This window comes from Pseudoalteromonas sp. Scap06 (genome assembly GCF_013394165.1).
Taxonomy (GTDB): domain Bacteria; phylum Pseudomonadota; class Gammaproteobacteria; order Enterobacterales; family Alteromonadaceae; genus Pseudoalteromonas.
The window spans coordinates 640,801-666,966 of record NZ_CP041331.1 but is presented as its reverse complement, the minus strand read 5'-3'; the positions used below and the strand labels follow the sequence as shown (position 1 = coordinate 666,966).

The following is a 26,166-nucleotide window of genomic DNA, read 5'->3' as shown; positions in this document are numbered from 1 at the left end:
GTGCTGTATCACTTAGGCTGTGCTAAAATCGCGGCGTTTGATTACTAGTAAATAGGTTTTAAGGGCTTTCTCATGGCAAATACAGCACACGCACTTCACATTTTGGTTAAGCACAAAGAGATTGCAGAAGACATCATTAAGCAATTAAGTAAAGGCGCAAAGTTTCAAACCTTAGCTAAAAAATATTCGTCTTGTCCGTCGGGCAAAAAGGGCGGAGATTTAGGCGAATTTAGACGCGGTCAAATGGTTCCACAGTTTGATAAAATTGCGTTTAAAGGCGAGATTTTAGAGCCACATTTGGTAAAAACAAAATTTGGTTGGCATGTGATTAAAGTACTTTATCGCACCTAAAAGCGTAATTCTAAGTTCCCGCTATACTTACTATTCCCCATTTTATAAATGCAAAGTAACTTGGAATGACCATGAAGTTATTTAATTTATGCTGCAGTGTTATCCTTATTACCCTGTCATCTTTTGCTTGGGGAAGCGAGCAAATAGTGACGCTCAAATTAGGGAAACCGAGCACACCTAATATGCCTAAAAATCATTATGTTTTGAGCTTATTAGAAAAAAGCTTTGCGCAGATGAATGTTAAACTCAATATTAGTTATAGTGTTGAGCCGATGAATACTAAACGAGTACTTGAAGAGCTAAAGCGCGATGGAATAATTAATTTTGCCTGGTTAAGTATGTCAAAAGAGCAAGCAAGCAGCCTTGTACACACAACCTTTCCAATATACTACGGCTTGCACTCAAAACGTTTACTGATGATAAAACAAAGCCGGCTGGGCGAATTTTCAGATATAAAAACCCTTGAACAACTAAAGCCATATATAGCTTTACAAAAGCAAAGTTGGTCTGATTATTATGTATTAAAGAGCAATGGCTTAACAGTTAATGGTGATTTGAGTTATGAAAGCATGTTAAAAGCGTTAGATGAAGGACTTGGCGATTACTTTCCTCGTTCAGTAACTGCGATTAGAGCTGAAATACAAAAAAGCCCACAGTATAACTTTGTCGTTGAGCCGCATATTATGCTGCAGTATGATAATTTTTATTACTTTTATGCAAATGAAAAAAATAAAGCGATTATCGACTTATTACAGCGGGGCTTAACAAAGCTAGCACAAAAAGGCGAGCTTGATGCACTCTATACGCAATTTTACCATGATGTTGAGGATGGGCTTGGTTTAGGTCAGCGAACAGTGTTTAAACTGAAACAGCGATAAGGTTATTATCGCTGTAAAACAGTTTGCTAATCTTGCTTTATTTCTTCTTTGCTTAAGTGCTTGAATAAATGACTCACTCGGCTGCCAACCGGTAAGAGCATACTTATCGTTTATAATGAAAGTAGGCACTGAAGCAATACCCGTTTGCTTAAAGTTATTTATTTGGAATATGAGAACGAAGATAGGTTGCAGACATATCATGAGATTAATAGCTATAGCCCTGGAATTAACTTGTATTTTACTGAAAAGAACATAAAAAATACTATAAACTTTAAACTCGATAGTGAAATCGATCAAAGGTTTAAATTTAAGTCACTTACACATGTGGGGAACGCTTATAGCATACGAATGAAAGTGAGATTAAATTAATGCTAAAAAGAATGACATTGACTTTTGACCTTAAAAAGCTTTTTCGCCTACACCGCTGGACTTTAGCGGTAGCGGTTTATATCTTTATAGTATGGTTTACTACGCCTGATACTTGGTCTCATGAAGAGACCTATTTTAAAGCAGTAACAATGCGCCAATTATCAATTATTCTCGTACCGGTATTTATTACCTATTTTCTCGTTGATTTTTTTAAAAATAAACCGATTATTGTCGATTTAAATGAGCAGACATTGATTCAAGGTGAAAAAGTTATAGATTTAAGTAAAGCAGACCAAATCACGGTTGTTGAAAAACCCATGATTAAATCAATTGAGATACACTTTTCTAAACATGGTTATTCTTTAGTTAAGATACCTGGGTGGTTTATTGAAGATGTCACGCAGACTAGCTTGAATTTCTATCACTATGCTAAAAATACAGATAAAAAGTTTAGTATATCCAGAAAAAGAACGAGTCCGTTAAAAGGCAGCATTATTTAATTTGCACCATAAGCAGATTTAATTTTGAAGTATTTAACTGTTAGGTATCTATAGAGAGGGCGTTCAAAGTTCAGTGTCAGATTAAATTCTTAAATATTGAGCACCTTGTTTAAACGCTTCTCAAAAAATGCTAACTGAGATAAATAAAGGCTGCGATGTGCAGCCTTTTTTGGTTTTAAACTTTATTTTTTAAGTGTCTTGCTTGGCTTCTTCTTCGCTTATTTGCTTAAGTGCTTGAATAAATGACTCACTCGGCTGCCCACCGGTAAGCGCATACTTATCATTTATAATGAACGTAGGCACTGAAGTAATACCCATTTGCTTAAAGTTATTTTGCTCTTCGCGAACCGCTTGTACGTATTTATCTGAGTGTAAAATATCACGAGCTGTGTCTTTGTTAAGACCGACTTTTTCTACCACATCCAGTAATGCATCTTCTTGATTTAGATATTTCAAATCGGTGAAGTGTGCTTCAAAAAATGCCAATTTCAGCTCAGTTTGCTTGCCCTCTTCACGCGCCCACATTAGCAAGCGGTGTAGATCAAAGCTGTTGATCATGATGCGTTTACCGTCAAAATTAAAGGTAAACCCAGCTCGTTCACCCGCATCCGCCATGTTTTGACGATTTCGCGCGCTTTCTTCTTCGGTTAAACTGTATTTTTGCTGCAAGTGCTCGTTTAAGTCTTGCCCTTCAAGTGGCATATCTGGATTAAGCTCAAAAGGGTGCCATGTAATATCCGCACTCATTTCTTCTTTTAATTCTGCCAATGCGGTCTCTAAGTTCTTGTAACCGATAATACACCACGGGCACATTACATCTGAGACGATATCAATTTTAAAGTTTTTCATAGGGATCCTTGAAGGATTGCTTAGTAATAACAATGGATATTGGGATGAAGTCTACTTTATCAATCATTGGACATAAAAAGAGCAGCCAAGGTGCTGCTCTTTTTATTAAATGATTCATATATTAGCTGTTTAAGCCAAACGGGTCATCAATGCTATGACTCGGTTGAGTAAACCAGCGCGGACCATCATCTGTCATGTAAAAGTGATCTTCTAATCTCACCCCAAACTCATCTGGAATAACTAGCATGGGTTCGTTACTAAAACACATGCCAGTGGCAAGCGGGGTTTTATCACCGCCAACTAAATATGGCCATTCGTGAATGTCTAAACCAATACCATGGCCTGTACGATGTGGGCAACCTGGTGTTTGATACTCAGGTCCTAAATTTTGTGCTGCTAAGTAGCTGCGAGCTGCTTGATCAACCGATTCACAGGTTTCGCCAAGGGCTGCTTGATTGAAAGCTGCTAACTGTGCCGCTTTTTCGAAATCCCAAAACAGGCGTTGTCGGCTGGTTGCTTCACCAAATACATAAGTACGCGTAATATCAGAAAGGTAATCGTGCACTTTACATCCAGTATCGATGAGCACCATGTCGCCTTTTTTCAAAATTTGTGGGTCTTTCACGCCATGTGGGAATGAGGTAGCAAGGCCAAACAATACAATACAGAAATAATTACCTGGGGCACCTACTTTATGATGGGCTTTTTTAATAAATTCTTCGACTTCTACGGTGCTAATTCCTTCATAAAGCATGCTCGCTGTAGCCTGATGAACCGCCAAAGTCATATCCATGGCACATTGCATTAATGCTAATTCATTGGCTGATTTATGCATTCTACAATGCGCAGTGACTGGTTGAGCGTTCACCAGTTTTAACCCTGAACTGGCTTTATTGATACCATCAAAAATAAAAAACTGTGCGCTTTCATCAATACCAACGGTAGCAGCGTCGCTAATATTGAGCTGTTTCAGCACTTTAACTAATAGCTCAAACGGGCTTTCATGCTCTTGCCAGCCGTGTATTGGGCCATCAATAACCTTAAAGCCATTTAAAGAACCAATTTCAAAATGTGGAGCAATGTATTGCACATCACCTACAGCAGGTAAAATAGCGCCAACAAGTCGTTCACTGGCATACCATTTCATTCCGGTGAAATAAGTTAAGTTGGTACCTGCGTTTAAATAAATGGCATCAATGTTGTGCGCTTGCATATAGGCTTGTGCTTTGGCCATACGCGCTAAATACTCATCGGCTTGAATCGGCGTTACTGAGTGAGTCATATTACTTAAACTAGCAAGTGCTTGCTCGGGTGTGTGAGTACCAATACCAACTGTGGTCATATATTTCTCCTACAAAATTTTGCATAGTGTGTAGGTTTAACAGTTTAAATTCAAACTAATTGCGATTAGTGAACAAGGGGCTCAAAAATGGGGGGGGAGTTATCAAGTCGCTTATTTGGAGGACTTGATAACCTCGGGCTATTTTTTTGCATAGGGTAGGCGAGTGAGCTTATTTGCCGTGTGGTAACTATCTAAACCGGTTACTGCAACCGTATCAATGGCTTGTAAATCTAAAAAACCATCGCTTTGGAGTGCTGATTCATCCACATATACATCCATTATTTCACCAATAACCAGTTCGGTGCCATTAACAGCTAAATGTTGATTCTCTACAAATTTTACCGCGTATTTAAGTCGGCTTTGTGCAACAAAGGGAGCGTTAAATTCATTTAAATACTCTGTTTTTAAACCCGTTGCATCGAACTCGGACTCATCTTTAGCGTAACGTGCCGAGGTTTGGTGCGCTTGCTGGTAAATATCGCTATTTACTTGGTTAATAGTATAAACGCCCGTTTCTATAATATTTTCAAATGTATGCCTTGGTACACTGTGTGGGCGCATTATCATGCCTACAAGGGGCGGGTGAGCGCCTAAATGGATGACAGAACTAACAATGGCTAAATTGGTATTGCCCTGTCCATCTTGCGTACCAATCAAGTTTGCACTTTTAAATCCTGACAGTGAATTTATAAAATGCGTGCGTGTGTGTTTTTCAAGTGCGGTTATGCGGTCTTTAGAAAAATGCATGTGTTGATCCCTTACCATTTTATAGTGTTTCCTTGCCAATCTAGGTAGGCAGGTTCGCCATTAAGTTCTAATTGTGAGTTTTCGTAAGTAAATTTAAATAATTGCTGGGCAACAAACTCAGGCGTAAATAGTTTGTCGGCAGGTACATTTTTTTGAAATGGTTTAGACAGCTCAGTATCTGTGGTGCCTGGATGAAATAAAACAAGTTTAGTATTTTTAGCACGACGAGCAAGCTCAATAGCGGCTGTTTTAAATAACATATTAAGTGCTGATTTTGATGCGCGATAGGTGTACCAGCCACCCAGTTTATTGTCGTTAATGCTACCAACACGAGCGCTTAAAGCGGTAATTGTGCAGTGAGTTTTATGGTTAAGTAATGGCATTATGCTTTGTAAGCACAGCAGCGGCACAAGCGTATTAGAATGCAAAAGCTGCATAAAATAATCGCCATTGATATCCTCGAGTTTTTTTTCAGGCATGTGCTGGCTGTTATGTAATTGGCCATTAAATATAACCACCTGAGCGAGCTCAATCTGCTGAGACTTTAGCGATTCTGTAAGCTCGTTAAGACTTTGCGTTGAGTAGTCGCTGTGAAAGTAGGTTATGTTTTTACCGCTGTGATTAATATTCGATGAGCTAACACAAATTATATTAAATTGTGTTGCTTGTTGATTTAAGTGATTAACGTAAGATTGAGCAATGGCGCTACTGGCACCAAATAAAATCACTGTTTTCATTTTTCACCTTTGCTTTTGATATTACATTGACCTGAGTTGCACTGTGCACTAGGCATTAAAAAACGACTAATTTGATGACGGTATTTTGCAAAGAAAGTATAAGCATGATCGGCAAAAAAACGAATGACGGGCAAACGAATAATTTTAAGCCAAGGATATTTGCCAACAGTGCGCCAAGCTTGATAAGTCACATCTAAGCCGTAAATCATCTGCCCATTATCAGTTTGGGCATGCAGTATATTCATAGCGTATTGCTTATTGATTGCGGGAAAACGCGCATTAAAGTCATCAGCATTTAAATCTTCAAGTGTAACTTTATGATCAACATCGGCACGTTTTAAATGCTGCATCTCTGCATTGCAAAGGGGGCAATTACCATCGTAAAAAATGATCATGTCATCGCTTTGTGTTTATTTTACATATGCTTTTTTACGACATGCCGGTGCAAATGGATCTATTAAATAAGTAAACATAATGATATTAATAGGTCTCAAAGAAACAAAGGAGAGCTAAAAATGAGTGAACAATATGCCGCCTTGCGAGGTAATGTAAATTTACTTGGGCAATTATTAGGACAAACTATAAAAGATGCTCAAGGACAAGATATTTTAGATAAAGTAGAAGAGATTCGGGCTTTATCAAAATCATCTCGCAGTGGCAATGAAGCTGATCGTAAAGCGCTTATAAATGTACTACATGCGCTTAGTGATGAAGAGCTTTTACCGGTTGCCCGTTCATTTAATCATTTTTTAAACTTAGCAAATGTTGCAGAGCAGTTTCATACCGTATCACGTTTTAATGATGTTGGTTTTTGCCAACTAAACCCTCTCACTCAAACATTAAAAACGTTAGCAGCAAAGGCCGAACAAGGTCAGCTTAATCATAATCATTTAGCTGATACCCTCTCAAAACTCCACATAAACTTAGTACTAACAGCACACCCAACCGAGGTGACTCGCCGTACCATTATTAATAAACATGTTGAACTTAGCGATTGTTTAGCATCGCTTGAGCGTACCGACAATCTTGCGCAAGAACGCGAAGCAATATTAAACCGTATTGCGCAGTTAATTAGCCAAGCATGGCATACGGACGATATTCGTCGTTCACGCCCAAGCCCTGTAGATGAGGCTAAATGGGGCTACGCAGTCATTGAAAACAGTTTATGGGAAGCTGTGCCACGTTTTCTACGTGAGTTTAGCCAGCATGTAAAACAGCATTTAAGCTTAGAGTTGCCAGCAGATTACAGCCCGATAGAATTTACTTCTTGGATGGGGGGAGACCGTGATGGTAACCCATTTGTAACCGCCGAAGTAACTAAGCAAGTGCTCGACCATGGCCGTTGGATGGCACTGGATTTATACCAGCGTGATTTAGAAACGCTCTGTGCTGAACTTTCTATGTCGGATGCAAGCGATGAGCTTATTAAGCTGGCTGGACAAGAGTTTGAACCGTACCGTGCCGTTTTAAAGGATGTTAAAAACCAAGTTGCAGAAACGGTAATGCATTTAAGCGCTAAAATTAAAAATAAGCGCACTGAATCACAAGATTTAATCACCGATATTAATCAAATTAAGTACCCTATTGAAGTGTGTTATCGCTCTTTATTACAGTGCAATATGCATGTGGTGGCCGATGGCTTGCTACTGGATATGATCCACCGAGTAAATAGCTTTGGCCTGCGTTTAGCAAAACTAGACGTGCGCCAAGATTCGTCAAGACACGGTGATGTATTTTCTGAGCTAACTCGTTACTTAGGTATTGGCGACTACAACCAATGGCAAGAGCAAGATAAGCAGGCTTTTTTACTTGCTGAGCTTAACTCTCGTCGTCCACTTATTCCAAAGCATTGGCAACCTAGTCCTGATGTACAAGAAGTACTCGACACCTTTGATGTTATTGCACAGCAAGATGCAAAAACCTTTGGGTTATATATTATTTCTATGGCCCGAACCGCTTCTGATATCTTAGCGGTGCAGTTATTACTTAAAGAGTCAGGCTGCAGTTTTGAACTGCCCGTTGCGCCATTATTCGAGACCTTAGATGATTTAAACGATGGCCATAATGTTATTACTACACTTTTAAATAATGAGTGGTACCGAGGTCATATTAAAAATACTCAAAATGTGATGATTGGTTATTCAGACTCAGCCAAAGATGCCGGTATGATGGCTGCTGGCTGGGCACAATATGAGGCAATGGACAAGTTAGTGCAACTGGCGGATGAACGCGGTATTGAGCTGGTTTTATTTCATGGTCGTGGTGGAACGGTTGGTCGAGGCGGTGCGCCTGCAGCGCAAGCCTTGCATTCGCAGCCACCGGGTTCACTCAAAGGGGGCCTGAGGGTGACAGAGCAAGGCGAAATGATCCGCTTTAAATTTGGCTTACCCAATGTGGCATTGCAAAGCTTAAACATATACGCGGGGGCAGTGCTGCAAAGTAACTTATTACCACCGCCAGAGCCCAAAGATGAGTGGCGCGAAGTCATGGCATTAATCAGTGATGTATCGTGTGAGCACTATCGCAATGTGGTACGCCACGATGAAAACTTTGTACCTTACTTTAGAATGGCAACACCAGAATTGGAGCTATCTAAATTGCCATTAGGCTCAAGGCCTGCTAAACGTAATCCGAATGGTGGAGTGGAGAGCTTACGTGCCATTCCGTGGATATTTGCGTGGAGTCAGAACCGTTTAATGCTGCCTGCATGGTTAGGTGCACTAAGCGGGCTTAAAGCGGCGCTTGAAAAATATGGCATTGAAACCTTAAGTGAAATGAGTTTGCAGTGGCCGTTCTTTAGAGCGCGTTTAGAAATGCTAGAAATGGTATTTAGTAAAGCGGATAGCTGGCTAAGTGAGCACTACGACAATGCGCTGGTGGAAGACATGTACAAGCCTTTAGGTGCTGCCTTACGTGAGGAATTAGCAGAGGCGATAACCTTAGTGCAATCATTAAGCCCACAAAAAAGTCTATTAGCCGACCAGCCTTGGATCAAAGAGTCTATTGGGCTTAGAAATCCGTACACCGATCCCCTTAATGTGTTACAGGTTGAATTATTACGTCGCTCTCGTGGCGATGATAAAGGTAATGAAAGCGATATAGATAATGCCTTAATGATCACCATGACGGGGATTGCAGCGGGTATGCGAAATACAGGTTAATTTTTATTTTAATAAAACAAAAAAAGGGAACACGCGACGTGTTCCCTTTTTTTACGTTGAATAGGCTGGTATTTAGTTTGCCAACCTTTTACACTACTTAGCCATTGAACAAATAAAAACTATTATGGCTTCAGCAACTTTTAAAGTGCAACATAATACAGCACTTAGCAATTCACACATCTCATTAAATGTAGCGCAAACGCAAGCACTACGTAGTCAATTAAAAACTCAACGCGGTATTTTACATTCAAGCGATATTAAAGCGCTTTGCACCGAACTTAATGTCAGCGAAGATACTTTATTGCAAGGTTTAGTGCCGTTGGCTTCTGAGTTTTCGGTTGCACCTATTTCCAAGTTTCATGTCGGCGCAATTGTAAAAGGGCTCGACTCACAAGGACATACTACTTTTTACTTTGGTGCCAATGCTGAGTTTGATCATCAAGCACTTAGTTTAGTGGTGCATGGTGAGCAATCAGCAATTAATAATGCGTGGTTAAATGGCGCTAAGAAAGTGCTAAAAATAGCCATTAGTGATGCTCCATGTGGGTATTGCCGTCAGTTTATGAATGAACTGGCGGATGCCAGAGAGCTTGATATTTTACTGCCAGCACAAAATTTTAAATTAGCAGAGCTGTTACCGCATTCATTTGGGCCAACAGATTTAGGCAATGAGCACAGCTTATTTAACCCAGTAGAGCAAACTAAGCGCTTTGAAGAGACAAAGCTTGATGACAAGCTGCTGAGTTTTGCTTTGGCGGCTTATGTTCCATACAGTCAAAATTATAGTGCGGTAAAAATAAGCACCTTTGAAAATGGTGACTTTTATGGCAGTTATGCTGAAAATGCAGCGTATAGCCCAAGTTTATCGCCACTGCAAAGCGCAGTGAGTCAGCTATTTTTAGCAGGATTAAGCTTTGATGAGCAAATAGTAAAATCAATTACTTTGTTAGAAACTACTGGTCACGAAAACCAATCAGGGGTAGCAAAAGCCGTGTTAGCAAGCTTTACTGGCTTGCCAACACTTGAGGTTATTAGCGCAACATTAACCAAGTAATACTTTAGCGGCTTCAAGTACCACGGCAACAGATTTTTTCTCAATCTCGCCGTGGTCCACGTTAGGTATTTCTTGACGTGTTCTATTTACTAATACACCAGCAACACAAGCAGCTTGTAAACCAAGCGCGGCACACATGGTAAATAAAGTGGCCGATTCCATTTCGTAGTTCATTACGCCCAATTTTTGCCATTCTTCACAGCTACCTTGTAGTGACTTAGGTACGTAGCCAGAGTGTGTATCGTAGCGCTCTTGACCTGGGTAGAAGGTGTCGCTCGAAGCGGTTATACCAATATGGAAATCGATATTAAGGTTTTCACAGGCTTTTACCATGGCTTGAGTGGCAAAAAAATCAGATACGGCAGGGTAGCATAGCGGGGCAAAATGTTGACTCGCACCATCTAAGCGAACCGAAGCTTGGCTAATTAGAATATCGCCTTCATTAATGTGCGGTTGAATAGCCCCTGTTGTGCCAATGCGAAGAAAGCTTCGTACGCCAAGTTGTGCTAGTTCTTCAACGGCAATTGACGTTGAAGGGCCGCCGATACCAGTCGAACATATTACTACAGAGTGACCGTTTAATTGGCCTAAATAAATGTGAAACTCACGTGTTTGAGCAAGGCAGGTAGGATTATCTAAGAACTGTGAAATACGTGCTGCACGATCTGGATCGCCTGGAACTATAGCCAGTTTTGCACCTTTTAAGTCATCAATACACAGTCCTAAGTGAAATACCTTTTCCATAACTAAGCCTTTTTAATAAAAATTGTTGTCAATTTACCATGATTACGAGAAATGAAAATTAAGTACAGGACGGATGTCCGTATTGACTTAATTTGATTTATTCACCAACTCTGAATATTCAATCAATGACTAAAATTACGAACAAAATGAGCCAGTTGACTTGTTTGCTCAGACACTATATTCATACCTCATAGCAAACCAATAGCTAGGCTAAAGAGCCGATGGCTGTATTTTAAATTGTTTATATTCATTGGGTTAGTAAGGAAGCTTAGTTTTTATTTACCACTAACCTAAGCGAGCAAAATAAAGTTCACTGTAATTTTTAGCACACTATGCGAATAATCTGGAATTAATTCAGCGTGTGATGTTTTGCATAACTACTCAATAATAGACAAGATATTCAGATTGAAAAAGGGTTTACAATGAGCACACAATTTCAAACATTTAAAAATAAAGTTGAGCACTGTTTATGTGCGCCCGGCGACGGTGTTTTTACAGTCAATACGGCTAAAGAACGCAAAGCAGCGCTAAGAAACAAATTATATGGGCAAACTGAAAATGTCGATGTTTTATGGCGTGACTCACTTAACGAGCTGCCTAATTCACCACACAAAGCAGTAATGTTAGGCATTAGCTCTGATTGCGGTGGTGGAATTTTACGTGGCGCTAATTGGGGGCCTTTATTTTTACGCTCAGCACTGATAGATCAACAAACACAATGTCGTTCGTTTGATTTAGGTGATGTACGCGTAATACCGCATTTATTACATGATAAGTACTTAAATGAGGCCACTATTACCAACTGCCAAAAAGCGCTGTACGGTAATGACAATAACGATCATTATGTGAGCCCATTGTCAATTACTGAAGATGTGTGTGACAGCTTTTATGCGACATTCCAAGACAAAGGTATTTTTGGTATTGGTGGCGACCACTCAATTAGCTACCCGTTAACAAAAGCGTACTTAAAAGCCAAACGTGAGCAAGGTAAACGCACGGCAATTATTCATTTCGATGCTCACACCGACTTACTCGTAGAGCGTTTAGGCATCGACTTATGTTTTGGCTCTTGGTGTACACATATTTTAGAATTTTTACCAGCGCCGCATCATTTAATCCAATTTGGTATTCGCTCAAGTGGCAAACCTAAATCACATTGGGAAAGTACTTTTGGCGTTAAACAACACTGGGCTGCTGAAATTATAGAGCGTGGTGCAGCTGCGGTTGCTGCAGATGCGATTGCGCAATTAAAAGCAGACAAGGTTGATGAAGTGTATGTGAGCTTTGATATTGATGCCCTCGATGCAGAATTTGCATCAGCAACAGGCACGCCTGAAGAAAATGGGTTAACGCCACAGCACGCGCTTGATATTTTGTCAGCGATTGCAGATGAGTTCCCTATAACGGGGGCTGATATGATGGAAATAGCTCCGTTTACTGACAGCTCTTTAGTGGGCCAATCAAGCTCTGAGACAACTCTGAGAGAAGGCGCTAAAATTTCGGCGTTTTTAATTAATGCAATGAATCGCTAATTTCAAAAGCTAAAAATTGGCTATTTGCAAATAACCCGCTATATTTAGTTGGCTTTTATTAAAAAAGTGACGTCTTAAATCTAATAGAGCGGGTTATTGTGATTAAATGGTGTTTTGTATTATTACTCATTGTAAGCCAACACTGTGCTGCTAAACTCACTGTTGTAACAGAGAATTTTGCACCTGCGCAGTATCTTGATGCTAACAACAATTTAGTTGGTGATGCTGCCGATATAGTTCGACTAGTGCTTGATAGTGCGGGGATTGATTATTCAATTTCAGTTCACGATTGGAGTATGACTTATAATATTGCATTGAGGGATCCCGAAACCTGTATTTTCTCAATTTCACGCTCACCTGAGCGTGAGAGTCGTTTTGTTTGGTTTGCTAAACTTGCCCAATTCGACACAAACTTTTATTCTCTTAAAAGCAAAGGCATTGTTTTAACAAGTCTTGAGCAGGCAAAACAATACAGAATTGCAGTGTTAAAAGATAACTATAGCCATCATTATTTACTCTCCCAAGGCTTTAAAGAAAACGAAAACTTAATGCTGTTTAATAGTTTTGATAACATTTTTAAAATAATTAAAGCACGAAGTTCAAGCATTGATTTGGTTGTTATACCTGCGCAGAGAATAAGCCACGAACAATCACACTTATTAAGTGAACTTCAACTCGAATCATTAATGCCTATTAACGCCAACCAAGCCCCCTTATATTTTGCGTGTAACAAAAACCTACCGAATAAATTACAGCAGCAACTTAGCACTGCCTTTGCCTTGTATGAGTCACAACTTTAAATATCAATTGCCCTGTTTATAAAAGCGGCTATAATCCAGCTGCTTTTGCTAATAAAAGCGATTATTTTGGAGTTATAAATGGGTGATTTAATCGGGATTGCATTATTAATCTTGATGAGTGCGTTATTTGCGATGTCAGAAATTTCGATTGCCGCTTCACGCAAAATAAAATTAAGGGTTATGGCCGACGAAGGAAATGTGCAAGCGCTGGCGGTTTTAAAACTGCAAGAGCAGCCAGGGGCTTTTTTTGCCATGATCCAAATTACGCTTAATGCGATTGCCATATTAGGTGGGATTGTTGGTGAGCAGGCATTATCGCCTTACGTGCAAGAAATACTGCAGTTATTTTATCAGGGGCCGTTACTTGGCCAAATTAGCTTTTTACTGTCGTTTTTAATTATTACCTCATTGTTCATATTATTTGCTGATTTGCTTCCAAAGCGTTTAGCAATGATTTTACCTGAGGCTGTTGCTGTGCGTGTAGTTACAATTATGCGTTGGGTCACTTTCGCGCTCACACCGCTGGTATTATTTTTTAACGGCTTAACCAATATAGTATTACGAGTATTCAAAGTACCGAGTGAGCGTGAGGATATAGTTACTACTGAAGATATTGTTGCCATGATGGATGCGGGTGCCGAGTATGGCAGCCTTCAACAGCAGGAATATGACTTAATTGGTAATGTATTTGATTTAGAAGCGCGCTTTTTATCAAGCGTGATGTCGCCACGAGAGCAAATAGTTTACTTTGATATTGATGAGTCGAGTGAAGATATAGCCAATAAAATTATAGAGCATCCACATAATCACTTTTTAGTGTGTAAAGGCAACCTTGATAAATTAATTGGCTCGGTTGAGTCAAAAGATATTTTACGCCAAGTGCTTAAAGGTGAGGCGGCAAATATTAATGCGGATATGCTTGATAAAGATATTTTTTATTTACCAGAAACACTGAGCTTATCTGAGTCGCTAAATGCGTTTAAAACTGCCGTTCATCCTTTTGCTGTGGTGGTCAATGAATATGCGCTAGTGGTTGGGATAGTGACAGTTAAAGATTTAATGAAAGGCTTTATGGGTGATTTAATCACGCATCAAAGTGAGGAGTTAATCATTGAACGCGACGCTAATTCTTGGTTGGTCGATGGTTTAACACCTATTGTTGAATTAGCTAAGGTATTAGAAATTGATGAATTCCCTGAGCAAAACCATTATGAAACGGTTGCCGGGTATTTAATTTATACCATGAAGCATATTCCCAAACGTGCAGAATTCATTGTATTTTCAGGCTTTAAATTTGAAGTAGTGGATGTAGAAGGTATTCGTATTGAGCAGTTACTCGTTTCTAGGATGAATCCTGATAGCGAATAATAGCCGCTAAAATTAAATTATTGATTAACGGCAGCCAATGCATTGGCTGCCTTTTTTATGGGTGTTAATGATATAGCAAAACTATTGTTTGAGTTTATTTGGTGACAACTATAGTCAATTGTAAAAATGTGTAAATGTTACTCAGTGGCTATTTTTAATTGTTGTACTATAGTTTAGAATGATCGTTCATTCTAAACTAAAAGGTATTTAACATGCAGCGCTCCCGCATCGCTTTTTTTGTATTTTCAGCCCTCGTTGGTTCTGTTGCTTTAAGTGGCTGCGATCAGGTAGCTGAGCAACCCAGTGCTTCTGCCCCTGCAGCGACTCCTGTTGGTGTTGTCACATTAAAAAGCCAAGCAATAACACTTAAAAAAGAATTACCAGGGCGTGTAAGTGCGTTTCAAATTGCTGAAATTCGTCCTCAGGTAAGTGGAATTGTGCAATCACGCTTATTTGAAGAAGGCACTCAGGTTGAAAAAGATCAAGCGCTTTACCAAATCAACCCTGATATTTTTGAAGCAGAATTAGCCGCCAGTAAAGCGGCGGTTGCTCGCGCAGAAGCGAGTATTGCTAGCAGTAAATCTAAAGCGTCTCGTTATAAAGAATTATTAGCAATTAAAGCCGTAAGCCAGCAAGATTTTGACGAAGCTGATGCTGCTTCTAAGCAAGCCTCTGCAGAATTATTAACGGCACAAGCGCAGTTAAAAAGTGCGCAAATTAACCTTGATTATAGCCATGTTTCTTCGCCAATTAGCGGCCAGATTAGTAAATCAAGCGTGACGGTCGGCGCATTAGTTAGCGCAGGCCAAACAAGCGCACTGGCAACGGTTACGCAACTTGACCCCATTTATGTGGATTTAACCCAATCAAGTAATGAGCTAACTAAACTCAAAAGAGCGCTAGCATCAGGTGCTTTAGGTGTCGACTCTACAACACAAACCGATGTAGAACTAATAATGGAGGATGGCTCAGTATATCCTCATAAAGGTACATTACAGTTCTCAGAAGTGACCGTTGATCCAAGTACTGGCTCGGTGACTCTGCGTGCTAAATTTCCAAACCCTGAAAAGCTACTACTGCCGGGAATGTATGTACGTGCTGAAGTCGTTGAAGGTGTTAAGTCAGACGCAATATTAGCCCCACAACGTGGTGTGAGCCGTAATACTAAAGGTGATCCTACAGCTATGGTTGTTAGCAAAAACAACACAGTTGAAAGCCGTGTATTAAAAGTAGAGCGAACTTTAGGCGCTAATTGGTTGGTGAGCGAAGGCTTAGCCGATGGCGACCAATTGATTGTGGAAGGGCTACAGAAGATTCGCCCAGGTGCACCTGTTACGGCAACTGCTGTGCAGTCTTCTGCAAATAATAGCCAATAACGGAGAGTTTTATGTCACGATTTTTTATCGATAGGCCTATTTTTGCTTGGGTATTGGCGATTGTGGTTATGCTTGCGGGTATTATTGCCGTTAAAAGCCTACCTGTTGCTCAGTATCCGTCTATTGCGCCGCCAGCGATTACCATTACGGCTAACTACCCAGGTGCATCTGCACGTACATTAGAAGACTCGGTAACTCAGGTTATTGAGCAAAAAATGAAAGGGTTAGATGGCTTGTTATACATGTCATCAACCTCACAGTCCAGCGGATCAGCAACGCTGACATTAACATTTGATGCCGAGACCGATCCAGACATTGCCCAAGTTCAAGTACAAAATAAATTAGCGACCGCTACGCCATTATTGCCTGAAGAAGTTCAGCGCCAAGGTGTAGTAGTGGCAAAATCATCATCAAGCTTTTTGTTGGTTGTTGGTTTTGTGTCGCAAGATGGCAGTATGACTAATATTGATATTGGAGACTATGTATCGTCAAACGTGCAAGACATTGTGTCGCGTGTAGATGGTGTAGGTGAAGTGGAGCTGTTTGGCTCTCAATATGCAATGCGTATTTGGCTCGATCCGGCTAAATTACAAAACTATAAGCTAACCCCCAGCGATGTATCGGCAGCAATTAAAGCACAAAATGCACAGGTGTCAGCAGGGCAACTCGGTGGTATGCCGTCACTTGCTGGGCAGCAGCTTAATGCAACTGTTACTGCGCAAAGTCGATTACAAACACCAGAGCAGTTCAGAGATATTTTAGTAAAAACTAACAGCGATGGGTCGGTTGTTCGCTTACAAGATGTTGCCGAAGTTGAACTTGGCGGTGAAAGCTACGGTGTGGTTGCTCGTTTTAATGGTAAACCAGCATCGGGACTCGGCGTAAAGTTAGCCAGTGGCGCTAATGCACTTGATACCGCGCAAGGAGTAAAGGATGCACTTGAAGAGCTTAAGCCTTTTTTCCCACAGGGGCTTGAAGCGGTTGTGCCTTATGACACAACTCCCTTTGTTGCACTTTCAATTGAAAAAGTAGTACATACTTTAATAGAAGCCGTAGTACTAGTGTTTGTTGTTATGTACTTATTTTTACAAAACTTTAGAGCAACTATTATCCCAACAATTGCTGTACCTGTGGTGCTTTTAGGTACATTTGGCGTTCTATTTACCTTTGGGTATTCAATTAATACGCTCACTATGTTTGCCATGGTACTGGCCATTGGTCTGTTGGTCGATGACGCGATAGTGGTAGTTGAAAACGTAGAACGTTTAATGACAGAAGAAAAGCTCTCTGCGGTCGAAGCAACGCGAAAGTCTATGGATGAAATTAAGGGCGCGCTTGTGGGTATTGCCATGGTGCTGTCGGCGGTATTTATTCCTATGGCATTTTTTAGTGGCTCTACAGGGGTTATTTATCGTCAGTTTTCTATAACGCTGGTAACAGCAATGGGGTTGTCGGTATTAGTGGCGCTTATTTTAACACCTGCATTGTGTGCTACGTTATTAAAACCGAGTCATGTGCATACTGATGGTACCTTTATTGGTCGTTTTTTCTCAGGCTTCAACCGTGGTTTTGATAAAACTAATAGAGGTGCACAAAGCTTTGTTGGGCGAATGATCAAGCACTCTAAACGTTATTTGCTTAGTTATGTTTTGATTGTCGGTGGTATGGTCACTATTTTTTCAAGCTTACCCACTGCGTTTTTACCGGACGAAGACCAAGGTATTCTGTTTAGCCAAGTTATGCTGCCAGCAGGTTCTACAACAGAGCAAACGCTTGAAGTGGTTAAAAAAGTAGAAAACCATTATTTAGAAGAACAATCTGAAGCTGTTGCCTCAATTTTCACGGTTACCGGTTTTAGTTTTGCAGGCTCAGGACAAAACTCAGCCATTGGTTTTGTGAGCTTAAAGCACTGGGATGAGCGCCAACGTGACGATTTATCAGTGGGAGCGGTTGCAGGAAAAGGCATGGGCTATTTTTCAACGATAAAAGAGGCGTTTGTGTTTGCATTCCCACCTCCGGCTATTATTGAACTTGGCACTGCGAATGGTTTTAATATGTTTTTACAAGACCGAGTTGGTTTAGGACACGATGAGCTATTAAAAGCGCGTAATCAGTTATTGGGTATGGCAAGTCAAAGCCCAATTCTGGCAGGTGTTCGTCCTAATGGCCAAGAAGATATGCCTGAATTACAACTGGATATTGACCTTGCAAAAGCTGAAGCTCTTGGTTTATCACAAGGTGATATTAACAGTACACTTTCGACTGCTTGGGGTAGTAGTTATGTTAATGATTTTATCGACCGTGGCCGCGTTAAAAAGGTATATTTGCAAAGTAAGGCTGATGCGCGCATGGTACCTGAGGATCTAAATAAGTGGTATGTACGAAATAAAAACGGAGACATGGTGCCATTCTCAGCGTTTGCTAGTTCGTATTGGTCTTATGGCTCACCTCGTTTAGAGCGCTATAATGGTTTTTCAGCTATGGAAATTCAAGGTAGTGCTGCGCCAGGTTACAGTACAGGTGAAGCTATGGATGAAATGGAGCGCTTAGTAAAGCAATTACCTAATGGTATTGCCTCTGAATGGACTGCTATTTCATACCAAGAACGTTCAAGTGGTGGTCAAGCGCCGCTTCTTTATGGCCTTTCACTATTATTTGTATTTTTGTGTTTAGCAGCACTTTATGAAAGTTGGTCTATCCCATTTGCAGTAATGATGATTGTACCTCTGGGTATATTGGGGGCTGTTATGGCTGCTTTTTTAGGTAATTTATCAAATGATATTTACCTACAAGTTGGTTTATTAACCACCATAGGGCTTGCCTCTAAAAATGCGATATTAATTGTTGAATTTGCAAATCATAAAATGGATGAAGGCCTGAGCTTAGTTGATTCAGCCATTGCAGCCGTACGACTTCGTTTACGCCCTATTTTAATGACCTCAATGGCATTCATCTGTGGTGTACTACCGCTTGCAATAGCCTCCAGTGCAGGCTCTGGTGCACAAAACGCCTTAGGTATCTCAATCATTGGTGGAACACTAGCAGCTTCATCATTGGTGGTGATTTTTGTACCCTTATTTTTTGTTTTAGTGCGTAGACTGTTTTCAGGAAAAGCTAAAACTACCTCGCAGGAGGAAGCATAATGAGTGTAAGAACAATCAGTTTTAGTGCTTTAACTTTAGCCATTTTATCTGGATGTCAGTTAGCTCCTCAGCAAGAAACGCTTAATTTACCTGTCCCTGATGCGTATGCATCAGAGGCAGGCAAAGGGCAAGTTTCATCATTAAAATGGCAGCAGTTTTTTAATGATGAAAAGCTCAAAGCACTGATATCACAAAGCCTTGAGCACAATAAAGACCTGCAAATAGCAGCGCTTAATGTAGAGCGAGTACGTGGTTTATATCAAATTCAAGACTCGGCTCTGTATCCGTCACTTGATTTAAACGCGACGGGAAGTCGTCAGCGTTTACCTGCTGATTTATCAGCCAGCAGTCAGCCTCAAATTAGCTCCCAATACAGCGCAACTGTGGGTATGACCGCTTATGAGTTAGATTTATGGGGCAAAGTGCGTAATCAATCAGAGCAAGCACTTCAAACGCTTTACTCTACGCAGCTTAGTGAGTACAGCATGCAGGTGTCGTTGATTTCTGAACTGGCAAATGCGTGGCTTAATTATGCGACCGATCAGCAATTACTTGCTTTGGCTCAAGAGACATTGTCATCGCAGCAAGCGTCTTTATCTTTAACGCAAAAAAGCGTTGATTTAGGTGCTGCCTCTGAAATTACGCTAGAGCAATTAAAAAGTACCGTAGCTACTGCAAAGGTTGATATTGCAACGTATAAGCGTTTATTAAAACGTGATAAAAATGCGCTTGATTTATTAGTAGGTAAACCGGTGAGTCAGGACTTACTACCGACTAAAGAGTTGAACAAATTACTTGATTTACCCGCTGTTCCTGTCGGCCTTCCATCTGATCTACTAACACAGCGTCCTGATATAAAAGCGGCTGAGCACCAATTATTTGCTGCAAATGCCAATATAGGTATTGCGCGTGCGGCGTTTTACCCAAGTATTAGTTTAACAGCCAATGCAGGGAGTGCATCACGTGATTTAAGTAATTTATTTGATGCAGGGGCAGGTACATGGAGCTTTATACCGTCGGTAAATTTACCTATTTTTAGTATGGGACGTAACCAAGCTAATTTAGATGTCGCTAATGCAGAGCAACAAGTTGCTGTAGCAACGTATCAGCAAAAAATTCAACAAGCGTTTCGCGAAGTTGCTGATGTGCTTGCTGATAGAGAAGGTTTCAATGCGCAATTAAATGCGCTTGAGCAGCTACTACAAAGCCGAAAAATAACCTATGACCTATCACAGGCGCGATACGATAAAGGGGTCGATAGCTTTTTGCAAGTGCTCGACGCTCAGCGAACATGGTATAGCGCAAAGCAACAACTGATCACCGGTCAACAAGCGCTGCTTGCAAGTCAAATTAACTTGTACAAAGCTGTTGGCGGTGGTTGGGAAGTAACTACTCCTCAAAATAACTAATATGCATAAAACCAATTAGTTATGGCAGATTTATCCGTAGTAAAGTAATACTGTTTAACGCTTATCTCTTTATTGTTTAGGGATAAACGTTAAACATTTCGAGTCTAGTGACTCGATAATGGAGTGTCGAATGAATTCTAAAAATAAAAAACACCTTGATCCGGTGCAAGCACAAGCGCGTCGTGAACAGGTATTAACAGCTGCTGCGGATTGTTTTCGTCGCAAAGGCTACCATGGCGCCGGTATGGCTGAAATAGCAAGAACAGCAGGTATGAGTGCAGGCCATATTTATAACTATTTTGATAGTAAAGAAGCAATAATCGAGCGTATTATTGAAAAAGATATGGAAGAAATGTTTTCTATATTTCAAGAGTTTGAAGAACAACCCGGTGATATTTTAACGGTGTTACTTGATGGTCTACATCATGGCGTACAGCGTCATATGGACACCGGAGCCAGCGTTGTTGACCTAGATATGATGGCAGAGGCTAGTAGAAATAAAAAAGTTGCTTTGCTACTACGTGATGCTGACACGCAAGCGCGTAACAGAATGCGGGATCTATTAGTGAGTGAAAGTAGTTTAATAAAATCACATTCAGAGCAAGAATTAGAGAGCCGTATTAATGTGATTTTTTCAGTGATGGCCGGATTGTTATTACGAAAAATGCTGTTTCCTGAGTTAACAGAAGAAACCGTGCTTATTGCACTACGTCCAGCAATGAAAACATTACTTATGCCATTTGATAATTAATGCACTAAGTTATTAAGTTACTATGAATATTTGACCCTTACTATTGTAAAAAAGAAAGGACTAGCCTTATATACAAATAGTTTATGGCCAATATCATAAATAAAGACTAGCATTGAGTTGCTAAAATAGGAAAACAAAAATAAAGATATAGTTATTTATTATCAATAGCTTAATATTTTTAGCTGGTTTTATGTGAGCTTGCGCTATAGAGCTAAACACAGTAAATAAGAATAGTTGCTTTTTGGCGTGCTACTTGCATTCTTCGAGCTATATTAAAAGCGTTAATTTTGCGCTAACAACTTTAAGGAGAGCACATGTGGGCTGCAGTAAGTTATCTTGTAACAGCATTGGTATTTATAGTATTGGGATTAACGGTTAACTCCATTTACTTTGCAGTTGCGTTTTTTTGGACTGCACTATCGTTATTATTAGTCAGCGGTGCTTATTTTTTTAACGCAGGGAAAGTATTTAGAAAACGCGAAAATGGCGTTATCCCTTTTTACATTCGCTGGGCCTTTGTGCCTTTTTTATTAGGTGCGCAAATTTATAATGCGTGGTCACGAAAGCGTGACAAGGTACCGCCTATTCAGCAAATAAACGATAATCTATTTTTAGCATGTCGTTTATTCCCTTCTGATATAGACACATTGAAAGAAAATGGCATTACCGCTGTTTTGGACGTTACCTGTGAATTTGATGGCCTTGAATGGACATCTACCCAAGAAAATATCGATTATTTAAATATTCCTGTTCTTGATCACAGTGTGCCTACACACTCACAGTTAAACCAAGCTATTAACTGGATTCATCATCATATTAAAAAAGACCGTCGTGTTGTGGTGCATTGTGCATTAGGGCGTGGACGCTCGGTGTTTGTTATGGCGGCATATTTATTGAGTCAAAATAAAGATGCGGATGTGCATGATATTCTTGCACAAATAAAAGAAACACGTGAAACTGCCAATCTTAATAAACGCCAATTACGCCATTTAGTTAAGCGCCACCGTAAGGGGGAGCTACTGATAAAAAACAAAGCGTACTTAATTGCTAATCCGGTTTCAGGTACTAAGTTGTGGTCTGAAAAAGAGCATTTAATTATTGCGCGTTTATCTGCGTATTACGATTTAACCATTTTAAAAACTACGCCAGAACAAAATGGCATTACATTGGCTAAACAGGCTATAGAAAGCCACCCCGATATTATTATTGCTTGTGGTGGAGATGGAACTGTAACTGAGGTTGCCAGTGTGTTGGTGGGTACGTCTTGTCGATTAGGAATAATACCACTGGGCACAGCAAATGCACTCGCTCATGTATTAATGGGGATAAAATCTAAATTTATTCCTGTTGAGCAAGCATGTGATTTAATCATTGATGGTCAAGCTAACCTTATTGATACCGCGTATTGTAATGATGAACTAATGTTATTATTAATTGGTATTGGCTTTGAGCATGCAATGATTGAAAAAGCAGATCGAGAGTCTAAAAATAAATCAGGTCAACTTGCTTATTTAAATGGTTTTTTACACTCATTTGGCGAAAATAAAGCGCAACAGCTAATAGTTAAATTAGATGATAATGAGCCTGAGACTATTAATACAAATAGTTTTATTGTGGCAAATGCTGCCCCATTCACTACGTTATTAGCACAAGGGGGCGGGCAACCCGATCACCGCGATGGGTTATTGGATGTAAACTGGTTAACGCCAAACAAAGATAATGAAACCACGGTATTAAGTATTGCAGAGCTGATGTTTAGCAGTATTACGCAAACGCATCTTGCTATTAACTCGCATTATACCAATGCAAAACGTGTAGAAATAAGCGCAGATGAAACGCTAAATTACGTGATTGATGGCGAGGTTAAATCTGCAGAAAAAGTGGTGGTGAGCATTCACCCTGCGTCGCTAAATGTAATATGCCAAGAGCAAACACCTGATTAGAAAGGCGTATGTATTACGCCATTGCTATTTTTTGAGCCTTTTATTTTTTAATAGAAGGCCATACAAAACCTGATGTATCAGGTTGTGAAGATTCAAACTGCTTAGGCTTGTTTTTAGGCTTACGTAACGGCTTGTTATTAATGGTATGGATATAAAGCGCTTCTACTTTATCTCTTGCCCAAGGCGTTTTACGTAAAAATTTTAAGCTTGATTTTATACTTGGCGAATCGGTAAAACATTTGATATTTACTTGCTCGCCCATTGCTTTAAAGCCTAAACGTTGTTCTAGCTCAACTAGAATTTGCTCTAAAGTTACCCCATGTAGTGGGTTTTTTGGTTGATTATTCATAGTCACACTGCTTTTTTAAACTGAATGTATTGTAACGTATCCCACCGCATCTTAATAGTTTGGTGATGGCCGGCATATTCCAGATTGTTACTCTTGATTAATTTACAGTAATAGTAGAGGGTTTCTTGGGGTAAATAAGGTTACCTTGTTTGTCGAGCTTTAGCCAAATTAACTGGCTGTTGTTATGTTGAGGGTATTTAGCAGCACAAATAAGCGTAACGGAATGAACCTGCAGTATGGCGCCTTCGCTATAGCGTTTATTATCATACCAGCACTCAGCGTTAGTGTTTATAAGCTGGGTAGCATCAACAATAGGAAGCGTTTTTATTGCGTTAGCGTAGCTTAAAGCTGGAAAATACACGCATAAAACAACAATAAAGAAAGTAAAATAATAACGCATAAATAACCTCAAAATTAACGTGTTTAAAAAAAGCACACTTAGTTAAAAAACATGCTAGGGTAAGTGGGACAGTTTTAGTAAAACACAGAACAATAAAAAGGTGAACACATATGCTATTTAATCAAACTATGATTGACGAATTTACACTACTTGCAAAATTCCCACGCGAGAGCAAAATGCAGGGCATTAAACTCCATTCAGACGCTGAACCCGCTTTATTAAGCGCAGCACAACGTTTGTTTGATAAAGGGGTTATTGATAGCCCAGATGGCGGTTATTTAACTGATCTGGGCTTAGACTTAATTGAGCACGTCACTGTAATACACAGTGCTTTAAAAAGTTAGTTTGCGTCGGGTTGATTTTCTGGGGCTGCATCACTAAAGGCAGTCAACTCATTACAACGCTGATAAACGGCTGCTATTTTAGGATAAGCAGCCATATCTACTTTAAAGCGAATGGCATTAAATACCTGCGGCACTAAACATACATCGGCTAAGCTTGGCGAGTCGCCTGCGCAAAATGTATTTTTGCTATCGAGCATTTGTTCTATTTTATCAAAACCAACTTTAACCCAGTGTCGGTACCACTTATTTTTTGCTTCATCATCGACATTGAGTTCACTACTTAAATATTTAAGCACCCGTAAATTATCAATAGGGTGAATATCACACGCAATTGCATAACTTAAATTGCGAATGTGTGCTTTTTGCCATGCATTACCTTGCAGTAATGGTGTTTCAGGGTATTGCTCTTCAAGGTACTCTAAAATTGCTAAAGATTGACCTAATACGCCGCCCTCTGTTTCTAAAGCAGGTAACAGTCCTTGTGGGTTTTTCTGTAAGTAATCTGTGCTTTGCTGTTCTGATTTTAATAAGTTAACAGGTACCAATTGATGATCAATATTTTTTAGATTTAATGCGATTCGAACACGATACGCTGCAGATGAGCGAAAATAAGTATAAAGCTTCATAATCTGATTATCCTTGATTGCCATTAAAGTGTTTTTTGATTGTGCGCCAGCAATCAGTGTAATTAGCTTGGCGCTCTTTACCTTCTAATGCGTATTTAGTCGGCGATATTACATAACGTGACTCAAACATAAACGCCAACGTATTATCGTAGCGTTGTGGCTCTAAATCGGCGTTTGATGCTTTTTCAAATACGTCTGCTTCAGGACCATGCGGCGACATACAGTTATGTAAGCTCATGCCACCTGGCACAAAGCCATGCTCTTTTGCATCATATACCCCTTCTATTAAGCCCATAAACTCACTCATAATATTACGGTGATAGTAAGGCGGGCGGAAGGTGTTTTCAGCCACCATCCAACGCGGTGGGAAAATAGCAAAATCGATATTTGCAACGCCTTCAGTACCCGATGGTGAAGTTAGCACGGTAAAGATTGAAGGGTCGGGGTGATCAAAGCTAACGGTATTCATGACATTAAAGCGAGCCAAATCGTATTTGTAAGGCGCACTATTGCCTGTCCAAGCAACAACATCAAGGGGTGAGTGACCAATATCACAACGGAACATATTGCCATTAAATTTAGCAATCAGTTCAAAATCACCCTCAATATCTTCAAAAGCCGCTACTGGATATTGAAAATCACGATCATTCGCATAACCGTTGGCACCCACAGGGCCGCGCTCAGCAAGGACATAGGCATGGCCGTAGTTTTCACAAATATAGCCACGCGCAGTGTCCGTTAGTAACATTACTTGAAATTTAATACCACGCGGAATAACGGCAATTTCGCCGGCTTTAATAGTTAAATGCCCAAGCTCTGTTTTAAGTAGTAGTTCACCTTGTTGCGGTACAAATAACATTTCGCCATCGGCATTATAAAAATAGCGATTGTCCATTGATTTATTGGCAACATAAACATGAATACCGATACCCGCTTGACCATTAGCGTTACCATTAGCGGCCATGGTGATAAGCCCGTCAACAAAATCTGTAGGTTTTGTTGGTACATCAATTGGATCCCAGCGCAGCATGGTTGGTGGAGTCGGTACTTCGGTAATGGGAGCGGTTCTAATTAAGCCATTGTCTATGGCTGTATAATCGCTCTGCACAACCGATGGGCGAATACGATACATCCAAGTGCGGCGGTTATCGGCGCGAGGAGCGGTAAATGCAGTGGTACTGAATTGCTCTGCGTATAAATCATATTTTACTTTTTGCGGACTAAATTGCCCAATCGGTAATGCACCAGGCAGGGCTTCGGTTTCAAATTCATTGCCAAAGCCGGTCATGTAGTTTAATTGTGTCGCCATTACTGACTCCTGTAAAAATGGGGGAGTGTTATATTTTTGTTATTTACGCTAAGATACTCTCAAGTGAGACTAATATCAAATACA

At 40.1% G+C, this 26,166-nt stretch carries 24 protein-coding genes and 1 pseudogene; 14 read left to right on the top strand and 11 right to left on the bottom strand.

The window, feature by feature from the left end; translation table 11 throughout:
• The first annotated feature begins 72 nt into the window (after window positions 1–72).
• A complete protein-coding gene (locus FLM47_RS18425; RefSeq protein WP_178957326.1) occupies window positions 73–351 on the top strand; it encodes a peptidylprolyl isomerase in 279 nt (92 codons plus the stop codon).
• 71 nt (window positions 352–422) lie between these two features.
• On the top strand, window positions 423–1,229 hold the full coding sequence (locus tag FLM47_RS18420) for a transporter substrate-binding domain-containing protein (RefSeq protein ID WP_178957324.1): 807 nt from the start codon (window positions 423–425) through the stop codon (window positions 1,227–1,229).
• On the opposite strand, the pseudogene FLM47_RS18415 reads toward FLM47_RS18420, so the two are convergent.
• Window positions 1,191–1,388, bottom strand: a pseudogene (locus FLM47_RS18415) (hypothetical protein); the annotation flags it as partial. The gene FLM47_RS18420 and the pseudogene FLM47_RS18415 overlap by 39 nt on opposite strands.
• 209 nt (window positions 1,389–1,597) lie before the next feature.
• Here FLM47_RS18415 and FLM47_RS18410 point away from each other — a divergent pair.
• Window positions 1,598–2,098: a hypothetical protein gene (locus FLM47_RS18410; RefSeq protein ID WP_178957322.1), complete on the top strand. Its 501-nt coding sequence runs from the start codon at window positions 1,598–1,600 to the stop codon at window positions 2,096–2,098.
• 189 nt (window positions 2,099–2,287) lie between these two features.
• Here FLM47_RS18410 and FLM47_RS18405 read toward each other — a convergent pair whose 3' ends face one another.
• The 5 genes from FLM47_RS18405 to FLM47_RS18385 all read right to left on the bottom strand — a co-directional run bounded on the left by FLM47_RS18405 (window position 2,288) and on the right by FLM47_RS18385 (window position 6,168).
• Window positions 2,288–2,947: a DsbA family oxidoreductase gene (locus tag FLM47_RS18405; RefSeq protein WP_178957320.1), complete on the bottom strand. Its 660-nt coding sequence runs from the start codon at window positions 2,945–2,947 to the stop codon at window positions 2,288–2,290.
• Between the two features lie 121 nt (window positions 2,948–3,068).
• Window positions 3,069–4,289: a Xaa-Pro peptidase family protein gene (locus FLM47_RS18400; RefSeq protein ID WP_178957318.1), complete on the bottom strand. Its 1,221-nt coding sequence runs from the start codon at window positions 4,287–4,289 to the stop codon at window positions 3,069–3,071.
• Window positions 4,290–4,427: 138 nt separating this feature from the next.
• On the bottom strand, window positions 4,428–5,036 hold the full coding sequence (locus FLM47_RS18395; RefSeq protein ID WP_178957316.1) for a flavin reductase family protein: 609 nt from the start codon (window positions 5,034–5,036) through the stop codon (window positions 4,428–4,430).
• Window positions 5,037–5,047: 11 nt separating this feature from the next.
• The gene (locus FLM47_RS18390; RefSeq protein WP_178957314.1) at window positions 5,048–5,773 is read right to left on the bottom strand and encodes an SDR family NAD(P)-dependent oxidoreductase; all 726 of its coding nucleotides are present in this window, start codon (window positions 5,771–5,773) and stop codon (window positions 5,048–5,050) included.
• Entirely contained in the window at window positions 5,770–6,168 is a 399-nt protein-coding gene (locus FLM47_RS18385; RefSeq protein WP_178957312.1) for a thiol-disulfide oxidoreductase DCC family protein, read from the bottom strand. The genes FLM47_RS18390 and FLM47_RS18385 overlap by 4 nt, the downstream gene beginning before the upstream one ends.
• A 120-nt stretch (window positions 6,169–6,288) precedes the next feature.
• Between FLM47_RS18385 and ppc the strand changes: the two genes are divergently transcribed.
• The gene (gene ppc / locus FLM47_RS18380; protein WP_178957310.1) at window positions 6,289–8,934 is read left to right on the top strand and encodes a phosphoenolpyruvate carboxylase; all 2,646 of its coding nucleotides are present in this window, start codon (window positions 6,289–6,291) and stop codon (window positions 8,932–8,934) included.
• A gap of 124 nt (window positions 8,935–9,058) precedes the next feature.
• Entirely contained in the window at window positions 9,059–9,988 is a 930-nt protein-coding gene (gene cdd, locus FLM47_RS18375; protein ID WP_178957308.1) for a cytidine deaminase, read from the top strand.
• On the opposite strand, the gene udp is transcribed toward cdd, so the two are convergent.
• On the bottom strand, window positions 9,977–10,732 hold the full coding sequence (gene udp, locus FLM47_RS18370; RefSeq protein ID WP_138606844.1) for a uridine phosphorylase: 756 nt from the start codon (window positions 10,730–10,732) through the stop codon (window positions 9,977–9,979). The two genes, cdd and udp, sit on opposite strands and share 12 nt — an antisense overlap.
• Before the next feature lie 422 nt (window positions 10,733–11,154).
• Between udp and FLM47_RS18365 the strand changes: the two genes are divergently transcribed.
• The 8 genes from FLM47_RS18365 (at window position 11,155) to FLM47_RS18330 (ending at window position 23,054) form a co-directional block, all read left to right on the top strand.
• On the top strand, window positions 11,155–12,264 hold the full coding sequence (locus FLM47_RS18365) for an arginase family protein (RefSeq protein ID WP_178957306.1): 1,110 nt from the start codon (window positions 11,155–11,157) through the stop codon (window positions 12,262–12,264).
• 98 nt (window positions 12,265–12,362) lie between these two features.
• On the top strand, window positions 12,363–13,064 hold the full coding sequence (locus FLM47_RS18360) for an ABC transporter substrate-binding protein (RefSeq protein ID WP_178957305.1): 702 nt from the start codon (window positions 12,363–12,365) through the stop codon (window positions 13,062–13,064).
• 78 nt (window positions 13,065–13,142) lie between these two features.
• A complete protein-coding gene (locus FLM47_RS18355; protein ID WP_178957303.1) occupies window positions 13,143–14,432 on the top strand; it encodes a hemolysin family protein in 1,290 nt (429 codons plus the stop codon).
• A gap of 212 nt (window positions 14,433–14,644) precedes the next feature.
• On the top strand, window positions 14,645–15,808 hold the full coding sequence (locus FLM47_RS18350) for an efflux RND transporter periplasmic adaptor subunit (protein ID WP_178957301.1): 1,164 nt from the start codon (window positions 14,645–14,647) through the stop codon (window positions 15,806–15,808).
• Window positions 15,809–15,819: 11 nt separating this feature from the next.
• Window positions 15,820–18,951, top strand: coding sequence for an efflux RND transporter permease subunit (locus tag FLM47_RS18345; RefSeq protein ID WP_178957299.1), 3,132 nt, complete (start codon window positions 15,820–15,822; stop codon window positions 18,949–18,951).
• Entirely contained in the window at window positions 18,951–20,360 is a 1,410-nt protein-coding gene (locus tag FLM47_RS18340; RefSeq protein WP_178957298.1) for an efflux transporter outer membrane subunit, read from the top strand. Before FLM47_RS18345 ends, FLM47_RS18340 begins: the two co-directional genes overlap by 1 nt.
• A gap of 130 nt (window positions 20,361–20,490) precedes the next feature.
• A complete protein-coding gene (locus FLM47_RS18335; protein WP_178957296.1) occupies window positions 20,491–21,111 on the top strand; it encodes a TetR/AcrR family transcriptional regulator in 621 nt (206 codons plus the stop codon).
• A 314-nt stretch (window positions 21,112–21,425) separates the two neighbouring features.
• Window positions 21,426–23,054 (top strand): diacylglycerol kinase family protein, encoded by a 1,629-nt coding sequence (locus FLM47_RS18330; protein WP_178957294.1) that lies wholly within the window; start codon window positions 21,426–21,428, stop codon window positions 23,052–23,054.
• A gap of 40 nt (window positions 23,055–23,094) precedes the next feature.
• On the opposite strand, the gene FLM47_RS18325 is transcribed toward FLM47_RS18330, so the two are convergent.
• Both FLM47_RS18325 and FLM47_RS18320 read right to left on the bottom strand, forming a co-directional pair.
• Window positions 23,095–23,403, bottom strand: coding sequence for a VF530 family DNA-binding protein (locus tag FLM47_RS18325; protein WP_178957292.1), 309 nt, complete (start codon window positions 23,401–23,403; stop codon window positions 23,095–23,097).
• A gap of 97 nt (window positions 23,404–23,500) precedes the next feature.
• Window positions 23,501–23,803 carry a DUF1496 domain-containing protein gene (locus FLM47_RS18320; protein WP_178957290.1) on the bottom strand — a complete coding sequence of 101 codons (303 nt, stop codon included), beginning with the start codon at window positions 23,801–23,803 and terminating at the stop codon, window positions 23,501–23,503.
• Window positions 23,804–23,913: 110 nt separating this feature from the next.
• Here FLM47_RS18320 and FLM47_RS18315 point away from each other — a divergent pair, with 110 nt between their 5' ends.
• A complete protein-coding gene (locus FLM47_RS18315; RefSeq protein ID WP_008464346.1) occupies window positions 23,914–24,147 on the top strand; it encodes a TIGR02647 family protein in 234 nt (77 codons plus the stop codon).
• Here FLM47_RS18315 and maiA read toward each other — a convergent pair.
• On the bottom strand, window positions 24,144–24,773 hold the full coding sequence (maiA, locus tag FLM47_RS18310) for a maleylacetoacetate isomerase (protein ID WP_178957288.1): 630 nt from the start codon (window positions 24,771–24,773) through the stop codon (window positions 24,144–24,146). The genes FLM47_RS18315 and maiA overlap by 4 nt on opposite strands.
• A gap of 7 nt (window positions 24,774–24,780) precedes the next feature.
• Window positions 24,781–26,082 (bottom strand): homogentisate 1,2-dioxygenase, encoded by a 1,302-nt coding sequence (gene hmgA / locus FLM47_RS18305; protein ID WP_178957286.1) that lies wholly within the window; start codon window positions 26,080–26,082, stop codon window positions 24,781–24,783.
• Window positions 26,083–26,166 lie beyond the last annotated feature (84 nt).

Excerpts from the sequence above, each read along its gene's own strand:
- FLM47_RS18425 (WP_178957326.1), top strand. The coding sequence starts at position 73 with ATGGCAAATACAGCACACGCACTTCACATTTTGGTTAAGCACAAAGAG.
- FLM47_RS18420 (WP_178957324.1), top strand. The coding sequence starts at position 423 with ATGAAGTTATTTAATTTATGCTGCAGTGTTATCCTTATTACCCTGTCA.
- FLM47_RS18410 (WP_178957322.1), top strand. The coding sequence starts at position 1,598 with ATGCTAAAAAGAATGACATTGACTTTTGACCTTAAAAAGCTTTTTCGC.
- FLM47_RS18405 (WP_178957320.1), bottom strand. The coding sequence starts at position 2,947 with ATGAAAAACTTTAAAATTGATATCGTCTCAGATGTAATGTGCCCGTGG.
- FLM47_RS18400 (WP_178957318.1), bottom strand. The coding sequence starts at position 4,289 with ATGACCACAGTTGGTATTGGTACTCACACACCCGAGCAAGCACTTGCT.
- FLM47_RS18395 (WP_178957316.1), bottom strand. The coding sequence starts at position 5,036 with ATGCATTTTTCTAAAGACCGCATAACCGCACTTGAAAAACACACACGC.
- FLM47_RS18390 (WP_178957314.1), bottom strand. The coding sequence starts at position 5,773 with ATGAAAACAGTGATTTTATTTGGTGCCAGTAGCGCCATTGCTCAATCT.
- FLM47_RS18385 (WP_178957312.1), bottom strand. The coding sequence starts at position 6,168 with ATGATCATTTTTTACGATGGTAATTGCCCCCTTTGCAATGCAGAGATG.
- ppc (WP_178957310.1), top strand. The coding sequence starts at position 6,289 with ATGAGTGAACAATATGCCGCCTTGCGAGGTAATGTAAATTTACTTGGG.
- cdd (WP_178957308.1), top strand. The coding sequence starts at position 9,059 with ATGGCTTCAGCAACTTTTAAAGTGCAACATAATACAGCACTTAGCAAT.
- udp (WP_138606844.1), bottom strand. The coding sequence starts at position 10,732 with ATGGAAAAGGTATTTCACTTAGGACTGTGTATTGATGACTTAAAAGGT.
- FLM47_RS18365 (WP_178957306.1), top strand. The coding sequence starts at position 11,155 with ATGAGCACACAATTTCAAACATTTAAAAATAAAGTTGAGCACTGTTTA.
- FLM47_RS18355 (WP_178957303.1), top strand. The coding sequence starts at position 13,143 with ATGGGTGATTTAATCGGGATTGCATTATTAATCTTGATGAGTGCGTTA.
- FLM47_RS18350 (WP_178957301.1), top strand. The coding sequence starts at position 14,645 with ATGCAGCGCTCCCGCATCGCTTTTTTTGTATTTTCAGCCCTCGTTGGT.
- FLM47_RS18345 (WP_178957299.1), top strand. The coding sequence starts at position 15,820 with ATGTCACGATTTTTTATCGATAGGCCTATTTTTGCTTGGGTATTGGCG.
- FLM47_RS18340 (WP_178957298.1), top strand. The coding sequence starts at position 18,951 with ATGAGTGTAAGAACAATCAGTTTTAGTGCTTTAACTTTAGCCATTTTA.
- FLM47_RS18335 (WP_178957296.1), top strand. The coding sequence starts at position 20,491 with ATGAATTCTAAAAATAAAAAACACCTTGATCCGGTGCAAGCACAAGCG.
- FLM47_RS18330 (WP_178957294.1), top strand. The coding sequence starts at position 21,426 with ATGTGGGCTGCAGTAAGTTATCTTGTAACAGCATTGGTATTTATAGTA.
- FLM47_RS18325 (WP_178957292.1), bottom strand. The coding sequence starts at position 23,403 with ATGAATAATCAACCAAAAAACCCACTACATGGGGTAACTTTAGAGCAA.
- FLM47_RS18320 (WP_178957290.1), bottom strand. The coding sequence starts at position 23,803 with ATGCGTTATTATTTTACTTTCTTTATTGTTGTTTTATGCGTGTATTTT.
- FLM47_RS18315 (WP_008464346.1), top strand. The coding sequence starts at position 23,914 with ATGCTATTTAATCAAACTATGATTGACGAATTTACACTACTTGCAAAA.
- maiA (WP_178957288.1), bottom strand. The coding sequence starts at position 24,773 with ATGAAGCTTTATACTTATTTTCGCTCATCTGCAGCGTATCGTGTTCGA.
- hmgA (WP_178957286.1), bottom strand. The coding sequence starts at position 26,082 with ATGGCGACACAATTAAACTACATGACCGGCTTTGGCAATGAATTTGAA.